This is a genomic window from Stenotrophomonas humi, from assembly GCF_001431415.1.
In the GTDB taxonomy this organism is placed as follows: domain Bacteria; phylum Pseudomonadota; class Gammaproteobacteria; order Xanthomonadales; family Xanthomonadaceae; genus Stenotrophomonas; species Stenotrophomonas humi.
This window is the reverse complement of record NZ_LDJI01000019.1, coordinates 1-11,579: the sequence shown is the minus strand read 5'-3', so window position 1 is coordinate 11,579 and position 11,579 is coordinate 1. Positions and strand designations below refer to the sequence as shown.

Annotated in this window: 9 protein-coding genes; 7 read left to right on the top strand and 2 right to left on the bottom strand. The window is 64.5% G+C overall.

From position 1 onward, the window contains the following. Window positions 1-28: 28 nt before the first annotated feature. Window positions 29-514 carry an LEA/WHy family protein gene (locus ABB26_RS09535; RefSeq protein WP_057633519.1) on the bottom strand — a complete coding sequence of 162 codons (486 nt, stop codon included), beginning with the start codon at window positions 512-514 and terminating at the stop codon, window positions 29-31. A gap of 191 nt (window positions 515-705) precedes the next feature. Between ABB26_RS09535 and ABB26_RS09530 the strand changes: the two genes are divergently transcribed. The 6 genes from ABB26_RS09530 (at window position 706) to ABB26_RS09505 (ending at window position 10,640) form a co-directional block, all read left to right on the top strand. Next, window positions 706-4,062 (top strand): TonB-dependent receptor, encoded by a 3,357-nt coding sequence (locus tag ABB26_RS09530; protein WP_211261951.1) that lies wholly within the window; start codon window positions 706-708, stop codon window positions 4,060-4,062. A 61-nt stretch (window positions 4,063-4,123) separates the two neighbouring features. Continuing rightward, the gene (locus ABB26_RS09525) at window positions 4,124-4,711 is read left to right on the top strand and encodes an RNA polymerase sigma factor (protein WP_057633517.1); all 588 of its coding nucleotides are present in this window, start codon (window positions 4,124-4,126) and stop codon (window positions 4,709-4,711) included. Next, a complete protein-coding gene (locus tag ABB26_RS09520; protein WP_083490763.1) occupies window positions 4,695-5,702 on the top strand; it encodes a FecR family protein in 1,008 nt (335 codons plus the stop codon). The genes ABB26_RS09525 and ABB26_RS09520 overlap by 17 nt, the downstream gene beginning before the upstream one ends. 14 nt (window positions 5,703-5,716) lie before the next feature. Continuing rightward, window positions 5,717-7,531 (top strand): amidohydrolase family protein, encoded by a 1,815-nt coding sequence (locus ABB26_RS09515; protein WP_057633831.1) that lies wholly within the window; start codon window positions 5,717-5,719, stop codon window positions 7,529-7,531. Window positions 7,532-7,548: 17 nt separating this feature from the next. Continuing rightward, window positions 7,549-8,994, top strand: coding sequence for an amidohydrolase (locus tag ABB26_RS09510; RefSeq protein ID WP_057633515.1), 1,446 nt, complete (start codon window positions 7,549-7,551; stop codon window positions 8,992-8,994). Between the two features lie 470 nt (window positions 8,995-9,464). After that, window positions 9,465-10,640 (top strand): serine hydrolase domain-containing protein, encoded by a 1,176-nt coding sequence (locus tag ABB26_RS09505; RefSeq protein WP_161809033.1) that lies wholly within the window; start codon window positions 9,465-9,467, stop codon window positions 10,638-10,640. A 555-nt stretch (window positions 10,641-11,195) separates the two neighbouring features. Here ABB26_RS09505 and ABB26_RS19690 read toward each other — a convergent pair. Beyond that, window positions 11,196-11,324 carry an SEL1-like repeat protein gene (locus tag ABB26_RS19690; protein WP_425477254.1) on the bottom strand — a complete coding sequence of 43 codons (129 nt, stop codon included), beginning with the start codon at window positions 11,322-11,324 and terminating at the stop codon, window positions 11,196-11,198. 128 nt (window positions 11,325-11,452) lie between these two features. Between ABB26_RS19690 and ABB26_RS18650 the strand changes: the two genes are divergently transcribed. Continuing rightward, a partial coding sequence (locus ABB26_RS18650; RefSeq protein WP_152982618.1) for a transposase occupies window positions 11,453-11,579 on the top strand: 127 nt, incomplete at its 3' end.

The following is an 11,579-nucleotide window of genomic DNA, read 5'->3' as shown; positions in this document are numbered from 1 at the left end:
CGAACGATGCGGGAACGGGGTTGGCAGCTCAGCGCAGCACGCCGGGAAGACCCGGTGCCTGGTTGAGGCTGTTGCGGGATTTGACCTCGAAGCTGCGCTGTTTCTTCTCTTCCGGCGTGGCACTGATGGTGCCCTCCAGTTCGTAGAACAGCGAACGGCCACCGGCCAGGGAATCGGCCACCACGATGCGGGCCGTGGAGGCCGGCTGCAGGCGGACCTTGATGACATCGGCCGATTCCGGGCCGATTGACAGGGACGGGGTGGCGCTGAGCGTGCCGGCAGTTTCGTCGCCCACCTTGACCGCCAGCGAGACCGAGTCGAAGCGCATCGGCATGGAGCTGTAATTGCGCAGGCGCAGCTCTACCTCCCAATTGCCGTCGTTGCCGACCGTGAGCTGCTGGATGCTCGCCGCCGGCTCGGAAACACGTTTGACCTTGCCGCCTCCGCAGGCGGTGAGCGTCAGTGCGGTCAGCGCGAGGAGTGCAATCAGGGCGTATCGGGGGCGAAAACGCATGCGGCGTGATCCTCAAGTCCAAATCGGTGATCGCCGAAGGATACTACGGCGTATGGGGTGATGCGCAGGTGCCAGGTTAGGTACCTTGGGGCAATTGATGTTGCCGGATGGCGGAACCTGCGCACCCATGCATCAAAGCATGCAAGGGGCAGTAGTTGCCGCTTTTCGCGACATTTTCTGGGGATACATCAATGCGTTCATTCAAGTTGTTGCCGCTTGCAAGCGCTATCCGCGGCGGTTTGGCAGTCGTGGCCCTGTGTACCGCCGTTCCGGCGCTGGCAGCGCCACCGCAGTTCGATATCAATGCGGGCAACATCGAGGATGTACTTCCTGAATTCGCCCGCCAGGCCGGCATTCAGATCATTGCCCCGGCACATTCGGGCGCCCAGGGGCGCAAGGCGGTGGCCGAGCTCAAGGGCCAGATGGACGCACGCCAGGCGCTGGACCGGCTGCTGGACGGCACCGGCCTGACCGTGGCCTCCGATGACGGCCGCACCATCACCCTGCGCGCGGCCCCGCCGATGCTGGCATCGCTGGGCGGTCTGGGCGGGCTCGGCCTGACCCAGGCGGCACAGGCCGAGCCGGTGACCACCGAACAGGCCGCGCCGGCCAGCCCGAACGTCAGCACGCTGGATCAGATCACCGTGGTCGGCAGCCAGATCAAGGGCAGCAAGTCGGCCGCGATCCTGCCGGTGGCCACGCTGCAGGCCGAGCAGATCGAAGCCACCGGTGCGGTGTCCGGTGATGACCTGTACCGCTCGATCCCGCAGATGGGCGATGTGTCGTTCAGCGGGACCAATGGCGGCAACAGTTCCAACTACGCGCGCGGTGACATCGCTTCGGTCAATCTGCGTGGTCTGGGTGTGGGCAACACGCTGCTGCTGATCAACGGCCGCCGTACGGTCGTGCACCCGATGAGCCAGGCCGACGGCAATCTGGTACCCGTGCTGACCTACAACGCCAACGCGGTACCGGTGTCCAACCTGCGCCGGGTCGAAGTACTGCTCGACGGCGCTGCGGCCATCTACGGCACCGATGCGGTGGCCGGCGTGGTCAACAACGTGCTGCGCGACGACATGGATGGCGGCACCATCAGCGTGCAGAAGGGTTTCGGTGAAGGCACCGACCTGAGCGATGTCGGCGTCAATGGCATGTGGGGCAAGAATTCCGAAGACCTGCGTTCCAACATCACCATTGCATTCAATTACTACAACACCACCGGCTTGAACTCGCTGGACCAGGATTGGACCCGCGACGGCAACCGTGCCGCGGATTTCATGGGCACGCCGTTTGAAGGCCTGCCCGGCGTGGACAACCGCAACACCAACAGCCCCTGGGGCAACTTCACCGCCAATGGGCCGCGGATTTCGCGCAACGGTACCTTCCTGACCACCGCCGCCGGCGCTTTCCATGTTCAGCCGACCACCAACAGCGGCTGCGGCGCCACCATCGCTGATGGCGTGTGCGTGCAGTCCGGCAGCAAGGCGACCTCGGGCGTCGACGCCAACCTGCGCGACAACCAGCAGTCGCAGTACCCGCTGTCGATCACCCCGGATGTGCGCCGCCTCAACCTGTTCGTCACCGGCAAGCACGACTTCGACAACGGCATTTCGTTCTTCAGCGAAGCCGGTCTGTACAACTCGCGCGCCTACAGCCTGCAGAACGGCGTCAACACCATCACCGCGCTGCCGATGACGGTCGCCGCGAACAATTACTGGAACCCCTTCGGTGCGATGTACCTGCCGGACGGTTCGCTCAATCCGAACCGTCTGCAGGGCCTGAACATCGGCCCGAATGGCGTGCCGGTGACCATCACCAGCTATCGTTTCGAGCGCCCGACCCGTATCGAGGTCAACAACACCCAGGTGCGCGCGTTGGCGGGGCTGCGCGGCTTCCATTACGGCTTCGACTGGGAAAGTGCCGCGCTGTACTCCAAGGCCAAGGTCAAGGACACGCAGGATGCGGTGAGCATGTCGCTGTTCCAGCAGGCGCTGGCCAATCCGACCGCAAGTGCCTACAACCCGTTCTGTGGTGGCTGCAACGACTGGGACAAGCTGGATCAGTTCTTCTACAAGGCCAAGCGCCAGGCACAGACCGAGTTGTTCCTGTGGGACTTCAAGGTCTCGCGTCCTGATCTGTTCAAGACCTGGGCCGGTGACGTGGGCATGGCCGCCGGTTTCGAGATCCGTCACGAAACCCAGCGCGATGACCGCGACTCACGCGTTGACGGCTCGGTGACCTTCACCGATGCGATCACCGGTGTGGCATACCCCAGCGACATGTACGGCGTGAGCCCGACCCCGGATACCTACGGTTCGCGTACGGTTGCCGGTCTGTTCGCCGAATTCTCGGTGCCGCTGGTGTCGCCGGAGATGAACGTGCCGCTGGTGCGCTCGCTGGACCTGCAGTTGGCTGGCCGCGCGGAGCGTTACAACGACTTCGGCAATGTCGCCAAACCGAAGGTGGCGCTGGGTTGGCAGATCTTCGACGGCCTGACCCTGCGTTCGTCATGGGCCAAGGGCTTCCGTGCGCCGAACCTGGAGCAGATCAACGCCACGGTGGTGAGCCGCTCCAACAACCGCACCGACTACATCCAGTGCGAGGCCGATGTGCGCAGTGGCGCGCAGGCGTCCATCGCTGGTTGCGGTGGCTACACCTATTCGACCACCGCGCGTCGCTCCGGCAACCCGGACCTGAAGCCGGAAACCTCCACCAATACCAGCGCCGGTCTGGTGTTCCAGCCGCGCTTCATTCCGGAAAACTACGGCCGTTTCACCTTTGCCGTGGATTACTACAAGTACGAGCAGGAAGGCATCATCGGCCTGTTCGGCGAGGGCAACGCGCTGATCCTGGATTACATCCTGCGCCAGCAGGGCGGCAGCAACGCGGCCGTGGTGCGTGCCGATGCAACGGCCGACGAGATCGCGCGCTTTGCCGGGACTGGCCTCAGCCCGGCCGGCAAGGTGCTCTACGTGACCGACCAGTACGTCAATCTGGAACCGCAGACGCTGCGCGGCGTGGACTACAACTTCAGCTGGAACTCGCCGGAAACCCGCATCGGCCGCTTCGATGTGTCGGTCACCGGTACGCACCTGATCGAGTTCTACCGCCAGCGTTCGCCGGCACTGCAGGCGCTGGAGGATGCCAAGGCCAGCGGACTGGTTGATCCGTCCATTCGTATCACCGGTGGCGGTGACCTGATCGGCAACGGCGGCAACCCGGAATGGAAGTGGTCCAGCACGCTCACATGGCGTTACCAGCAGTTGTCGGTGGGCGCGACCGCGCGTTACGCCAGCTCCTACGTGGAGAACGGCCTGACGTTGGCCGACGGTACGCCGTGGACGGTCAAGTCGCAGACGCTGGCCAATGCGTTCGTGAAGTACGACTTCGAGCGCGAAGGCTGGCTCCAGGGCGTATCGCTGAAGCTGGGCGCCAACAACCTGGCCAACAAGCGTCCGCCGGTGTCCGACGATGTGTTTGGTTATCCGTCCGGCGTGTACCAGGCGTATCCGCGCTACTGGTACGTCAACGTAAGCAAGGCGTTCTGATGACGTTGGTTGCCGCAAGCAACATGGCCCGGCGATTGCCGGGCATCGGCCGGGCGCTGTCATGACGGCGGCGCAGGCGAAAGAGCGGGCGCTGTGGTTGGCCGAGCATGTGCTGCCCTGCGAACCGGCGCTGCGGAACTGGCTGCAGCGGCGGTTGTCGGTGCGCCAGGACGCGGACGACGTGGTCCAGGAGACCTACGCGATCCTGGCGGCGATGGAGGATGTGTCGCACGTCCGCCAGCCGCGTGCCTACGTTTACTCGGTGGCGCAGTCGGTGGTTCTGCAGCAGTTGCGGCGCGCGCAGGTGGTGTCGATCGAGGCCGTGGCCGAGATCGACCACGTCGCCATCTGTGGTGATGAAGTCTGTCCCGAGCGCACTGCCTCCTCGCGTCAGGAGCTGGCGCGGATCGGTGCGTTGATTGACGGCCTGCCCGACAAGTGCCGCGAAGCCTTCGTGCTGCGGCGGGTGGAGGGTTACTCGCAGCGCGAGATCGCGCAGCGCATGCAGATAAGCGAAAACACCGTGGAGAAACACATCTGCAAAGGCATTCGGGTATTGATGGAAGCGATGAAGCGCGATGACAACAGGGCAGAACAGGGCAGGGAGCAGCCTGATGCAGGAGAAACATGGCATGCGCGCAAACGCTGATAACGGAATTGACGACATTGCCGCAGCGTGGGTGGCGCGCGAGGACCGCGCACTGCTGACGCCGCAGGCTGCTGCCGAGCGCGATGCATGGTTGCAGGCTGACAGCCGCCACTTCGGTGCCTACGCCCGTGCCCATGCGGTGCTGGTACGGACCGACCGTGCACGGGCGCTGTCGGCCGGTGACATGGATCGTGCGTTCACTGCACGGGTACCGGTGCGGCGGGCGCGGCGGTTGTTCAGGTGGGCGGCGGGTATTGCGGCCATGGTCAGCCTGCTGGCCATCGGCGTGCATCGTCAGGATGACGGCGCCGAGTACTACGCCACACGCAAGGGCGAGATCCTGCGCGTGCCGCTGCAGGACGGCTCCGCGATCACGCTGGATTCGGATTCGCAAGTGCGGGTGAGTTACAGCGACAAGCGTCGCGACATCCGCCTGCTGCAGGGCGAGGCGTTGTTTGATGTGGCCAAGAACCCCGGGCGGCCGTTCGTGGTGCGCGCCGAGGAAACCGACGTGACCGCGGTGGGCACCAGCTTCGCGGTGAGTCTCACCGAGCGTCGCAGTGGTGGCGTGGAAGTGCTGGTGCGCGAGGGCGTGGTAGATGTTGCCGATGTGCAGGGAGCGGTGGCACCGGCACGACTGGTGGCCAACTACCGTGCGCTGGCCAACCGCAGCCATGGCATCCGCATCGAGCCGGTGCTCAGTGAAGACCTGCAGCAGCAGTTGGCCTGGCGCGAAGGAATGTTGTCCTTCAACGGCGACACCCTTTCGGTGGCCGCCGCGCAGTTCCTGCGTTACAGCGACATGCGCATCGTCATCGACGATCCGCTGGTAGGCAGTCGTCGCATCGTTGGGCTGTATTCGGCCAGCGACCCGCTCGGCTTCGCGCGCAGCGTGGCGCTGAGCCTGGGATTGGTGGTGGAGCAGCGCGCCAACGAAGTCCGTCTGCGCTCACCGGAAGCGGCGCCTCACGTGGTGGGGTCAATGCAATGAACTTGGAATTGAACATGTACAGACACAACCGACCCGTCCGCCGCCTGGCGTTGATGACCGCGCTGTTGCTGGGAGCGGGGCAGGCCAGTGTGGTGGCGATGGCCAGCGATACGCAGGCGCTTCTGATCCGCGATGCCATGGTGTTCGATGGCACTGGTCGCGATGCCTACCCGGCCAGCGTGCTGGTCGAGGATGGCAGGATCGCAGCGATCGGTGACGATCTGGTCGCGCCGAAGGGCGCCCGCGTGGTCAATGCACGGGGGCAGGCACTGCTGCCAGGCCTGTTCGATCTGCATACGCATTGGACGCCGAACGCGGTGCCGTCGGAGTTGCCGCAGGTGGCGAACCTGTACATGGCCGCCGGTGTGACCACCGTCAGTGACTTCCACGAGCCGCCGGAAGCCTACGCGCCGCGCCGCCAGTGGCTGGCTTCCATCGCCGCGCCGGACGTGAAGTTCGCCGCACGCATGAGCACGCCGCTGGGTCATGGTGCCGACTGGGGCGACGAGAACACCACGCGTTGGGTCAACACGCCCGAGTCCGCGCGTGCAGGCGTGCAGGCCGTGGCTGCGTACAAGCCGGATTTCATCAAGGCCTTCACCGATGGCTGGCGTTATTCCAATGCCGCCGACAACAGCAGCATGGACGAGGAAACCCTCGGCGCCTTGGTTGATGAGGCACACAAGCATGGGCTGAAGGTGTTCACGCATACGGTGATGGTCAAGCGGGGCAAGGCTGCGGCGCGCGCCGGCGTGGATGTCATCGCACACAGCGTGCAGGATGGCCCGGTGGATGCGGAGCTGATCGAGCTGATGCGCACGCATGGCACCGCCTATGCACCATCGCTGGCGGTGTACCTGCCCGAGCGGGTGGATGGCAGCGGCCGTACCGGCGCCAAGCCTGATGTGCTGCGCCAGCGCGAACACAACTTCGCCAACGCGTTGGGTAACGTCAAGGCGCTGCACGATGCCGGCATCCCGGTGGTGGTGGGTACCGATGCCGGTATGACCGGTACGCCGCATGGCAGCTCCACGCTGCGTGAGCTTGAACTGCTGGTGGACGCCGGGCTCACGCCGTCGGAAGCCCTGGTCGCTGGTACCGCACACAGCGCCAAGGCGCTGGGTGTGGAAGATCGCGGCACCCTCGAGGTCGGCAAGCGTGCCGATCTGCTGCTGGTGAAGGGACAGCCGTGGACGCGCATCGGCGACATCCGCAATACCCAGCAGGTGTATGTGGCCGGACGCCAGGTGCATGGCAAGGGAGCGGTGCTGCCAGCCGGTAATCGCGCGCTTGCATTGCCGGCGCAGCCGGTGGACGCGCTGGTGGATGATTTCGAGCGCGGCGACGGACGCACGGCGCTGGATACCCTGCGTATCGATGAGGCTGATGGTGGCAACGACCGCACCGTGCAGGTGACCGAAGTGGTTGCCCGCGAGACCGGCGGCAATGCGCTGGCCACACAGGCCAAGCTGTCGAGCAAGGACAACGCCTTTGCGGCAGCGATCCTGCCGCTGAGCCGTGGCTCGGTGGCGCCGGTGGATGCACGGTCGCATCGCGGTATCCGTTTCGAGTTGCGCGGCAGTTCGCCGGAACTGCGGCTGGAAGTGCGCGCGCTGGGCAACCGTCGCTTCACCGCAGCGCTGCAGGCACAGCCGCAGTGGCGCACGGTCGAGGTGCCGTTCACCGCATTGCAGGGCCAGCCGCCATACCGGGCCAAATCGCCCGTGGCGGAATGGAAGGGCGATGACCTGCAGCAACTGGCGTTCTCCGCGGGCGGCGAGCCCGGCAGCAAGGTCTGGTTCGAGATCGACAACGTCACCTTCTATTGAGCTGCAGGAGCCCGGTCATGAAATCCACCCTGTTGCGTGCGGCGTTGCTGGGATGCCTGCTGTCCACCGCCAATGCATGGTGCGCTCCAAAGGATGTAACGACCACGCTGGATGCCTATGCCCAGCGCCAGGCCGAGGTCGGCAAGGCGCTGTGGCAGCACCCGGAACTGGGCTATCTGGAATCGGAATCCTCGGCGCTGCTGCAGCGTGAGCTGCGCGAGGCCGGCTTCCGCATCCAGGCCGGTGTTGCCGGCATGCCGACTGCCTTTGTCGCAACCTACGGCAAGCGCGGCAATGGACCGGTGATTGGCCTGCTGGCGGAGATGGATGCCTTGCCGGGTATGGCGCAGGCGGCCGAGCCGGTACGCACGGAGATCCCCGGGCAGGATGCCGGGCAGGCCTGCGGGCACAACCTGTTCGGCGCAGCCTCGGTAGGCGCGGCGCGCGCCATCGCGCAGTGGCTGAAGGACACCGGCAATGACGGCGAAGTGCGGTTGTACGGCACGCCGGCCGAGGAAGGCGGCTCGGGCAAGGTCTACATGACCAAGGCCGGGTTGTTCAACGATGTGGATGTGGTGCTGCACTGGCACCCTTCGGCTGACAACTCGGCGGCGCAGGGCACCACCCTGGCCAACACCAGCGGCAAATTCCGTTTCCACGGCCGCGCCGCACATGCGGCCATCGCACCGGAGCGTGGTCGCTCCGCGTTGGACGGCGTGGAAGCCTTCAATTACATGGCCAACCTGATGCGCGAGCATGTGCCCGATGGCACCCGCATCCACTACGTCATCAGCAATGGTGGCGCCGCGCCCAACGTGGTGCCGGATGCCGCCGAGGCCTACTACTACGTGCGCCACACCGATCCGGCAGTGGTGCGCGATGTGTTCGAGCGTCTGCACAAGGCCGCCGAAGGCGCGGCGATGGGTACCGGCACCACGGTCGAGTTCGAACAGACCGGCGGTGTGTTCTCGCTGCTGCCCAATGACACATTGGGGCAGGTGATGCAGGCAGCGCTGCAGCAGGTGGGCGGGGTGCGTTACGACGCCACCGAGCAGGCCTTTGCCCAGCGCATGCAGCAGACCCTGGAGAAACGACCGGGGCTGGAAAGTGCGCTGCAGTTGCAACCGTATCGGGCCGATGCTGCCGGGAGTGCATCAACCGACGTCGGCGATGTCAGCTGGAACGTTCCCACCGTTGGCTTGAGCACCGCCACCTGGGTGCCGGGTACGCCGGCCCATAGTTGGCAGGCAGTGGCCGCATCGGGCATGTCCATCGGCGACAAGGGCGCCTTGAATGCCGCCAAGGTGCTGGCGCTGGCGGCGGTGCAGCTGCTGCAGTCGCCGGAAACCGTGCGCAAGGCTCGGCAGGAATTCGACGAACGGCGCGGCAAGGACTTCCATTATCAGCCGTTGCTGCAGCGGGATGCCCCGCCATTGGACTATCGGCGCAAAGCGGGCGAGTGACTTCATTGCCTGAAGGTGGCGATGCCCGCATGGCAATAGTGGGTGATGTGCTTGTTGGGGCGGCATGAGCTGCCAAGCAGGAAGCCTGCCGAAGTCGCGAGCGCCGGCAATCCGACGCACTGCGATTGTTGGCCTGCGTACACAGAGCCGGTTCAGCAGCGCTGACGGCCGTTCTGCAGCGGCGGCGGCTTGATTCGCAGGCTGAACGCCGCATCGGGTCGATCGTGCCGCTGATGATTTTCTCAGCGAGACGCTTGGGTTGATAAGCCCTGCGCCGCTCAGGGGGAATTTTGACAGAGCGCATATTGAAATCGCTGGCATACGTACCGCGGCGATTGCAGTCGCATCCCCTGCCTTTGTGAGGTATGTCGGATGGCACTATTGGCTCTGTGACCCGTCTCCGCAGTATGAGTTGCCGTCCACACACAACGGCGGCACTGCTCCCCCATCGTTTCTGCTCAGGAGGCACCATGACGACTACCGCACGTTGCAGGTCACGTTGGACGCACCACGCTTCAGGCGCTTCTCGTCTTTTCTTCGGACTGTCGTTGGCATTGGGCGCGACACTGAGTGGCAATGCGTTGGCGGACAACACGCTGGATCCTCTGCTCGCTGCCGCGATGGAAGGTACCCAGACCCCGGCGGTTGCGATGCTGGTCATCCGCGACGACAAGGTGGAACGACAATCGGTGCGCGGCGTGCGTCGCAACGACGGCACGGTGGCTGCGCAGAATGACGACGTGTGGCTGATCGGCTCCACCGGCAAGCCCATGACCGTTGCCTTGATCGCACGCCTGGCGGAGCAGGGGCTGTTGGACTGGGAGGCGCCACTGGCAAAAATGCTGCCGGACCTCACCGCGATCAACCCGGCTTACCGCAATATCACCCTGACGCAGATGCTGTCGCACCGTGCAGGGTTGCCGGAGAATCTGCTGGACGCTGCGGCCCTGGATGCCTTCTTCACCGACACCCGCACCTTGCCGGTACAGCGCGAGGCGTACATCCGCGCTGCGCTGCGGGAGAAGCCGGTCAATGTGCCTGGCACCGAGTTCGCCTACAGCAACAGCGGCTTCCTGATCGCTGCGGTGATTGCCGAGCGTGTCACCGGCACCGATTTCGAAACACTGATGCAGCGTGAAGTGTTCAAGCCGCTGGGAATGGACAGCGCCGGATTCGGCCCGACCTCCGCGGATCAGCCGCAAGGCCATCGCGCCGGCAAGCCGGTGACCACCGCGCCGCAGAAGGCGGACGACGGCGTGCCGCCGATGTACACGCCGGCCGGCAACCTGCACATGCGTCTTCAGGACATGGCGAAGTTCGCCATCGATCAGATGGCGGGCAGCCGTGGCAAGGGCAAGCTGTTGGCGCCGGCATCCTATCGGTTGATGCAGACCGCGCAGAGCGGCAGTCCGTCGGGCATGGACTGGGGTGTGCAGGCGTCCATCGCCGGACGCAAGGGGCCGGTGCTTACGCATGGCGGTTCGGACGGCAATTGGCTGGCCTGGGTGGCACTGTTTCCCGAGAGCGGCAACGGCGTGATCGCTATTGCCAATGCAGCCGAGGACATGGGAGCAGACAAGGCAACGATGGGTGCCATGGGCCCGGTCTTCGCCGAGCTGGCGCCGCCGGCCGCCGCGAAGCCGTAACTGCCGGAGGAGGGCCTGCATCGAAGCAGGGGAGCGGCAGGCTTGTCGCCGGTCCGGTCCCCTGCAACGGAAGCCGGTCGGCGAACGCCGAAGACGCGCGCTAGAATCCGGACATCGCGTGGAGCGGTGGCTCAGCTGGGAGAGCGTCGCGTTCGCAAGCTGGCCGGTGAAAACCGGAAACACCTCACCGATCAAGGATTAAACAAACGCCCGCTCATCAGCGGGTGTTTTGCGTAAGGCGGTCGGGGAGTGCGAGTCAGCATCCTGGTACTTACGATGACTTCTACGATGCGGCATCAATGCGGATGAGGAAGAGGACCGGCCTCATTGGCATGGGCTAGCCTCGTTGACGGTTTGAATCTGCGAGCGTCGCACACGCAATGCGTTTGGCGAGTGAGTGGGCACCCTTGCGGAGCAGTAGGTTAGCCATTTCCCGGGTGGTGAGAAGCTGCATGTAAGCTGGGAGGCGTCACATGACGATTTGGCTGGGTCAAGGGCGCGCGGGACTTGATGCATGCACATGACTGGATGCAATGCGATCTCCGATTCGGTGTCTTACGCTAGCAAGAACTCCTTCGCTGTCTCATCCCCGTAATCTGCCGCTTTGCGAATCCAATACAAAGCCTCATCTCGTTCCTGGCTCATCCCGTCGCCATGCAGCAATGCGAGTCCATACTCATGCATTGCTGCGGGTAGCCCAGCTTTCGCCGCTGATTCGAAATATCCTGCAGCCCGCGTGATATCAACTTTGAATCGCCCAGGATTTCGTAGACACCTCGCAGCCATAAACTATGGCTTAGGCGGAGGTGGTTATGAGTACGAAACGTTACACGGATGAGTTCAAGATCGAGGCGGTTCGGCAAATTGTCGAATATGGCCGGCCAGTAGCTGAGGTTGCTGAGCGGCTGGGTGTATCGGTCCACAGTTTGTATGGTCGGG

Bases quoted from the DNA above. Each gene is read 5' to 3' on its own strand.
- ABB26_RS09515 (WP_057633831.1), top strand. From the start codon at position 5,717: ATGTACAGACACAACCGACCCGTCCGCCGCCTGGCGTTGATGACCGCG.
- ABB26_RS19690 (WP_425477254.1), bottom strand. From the start codon at position 11,324: ATGCATGAGTATGGACTCGCATTGCTGCATGGCGACGGGATGAGCCAG.
- ABB26_RS09520 (WP_083490763.1), top strand. From the start codon at position 4,695: ATGCGCGCAAACGCTGATAACGGAATTGACGACATTGCCGCAGCGTGG.
- ABB26_RS09505 (WP_161809033.1), top strand. From the start codon at position 9,465: ATGACGACTACCGCACGTTGCAGGTCACGTTGGACGCACCACGCTTCA.
- ABB26_RS09530 (WP_211261951.1), top strand. From the start codon at position 706: ATGCGTTCATTCAAGTTGTTGCCGCTTGCAAGCGCTATCCGCGGCGGT.
- ABB26_RS09525 (WP_057633517.1), top strand. From the start codon at position 4,124: ATGACGGCGGCGCAGGCGAAAGAGCGGGCGCTGTGGTTGGCCGAGCAT.
- ABB26_RS09535 (WP_057633519.1), bottom strand. From the start codon at position 514: ATGCGTTTTCGCCCCCGATACGCCCTGATTGCACTCCTCGCGCTGACC.
- ABB26_RS09510 (WP_057633515.1), top strand. From the start codon at position 7,549: ATGAAATCCACCCTGTTGCGTGCGGCGTTGCTGGGATGCCTGCTGTCC.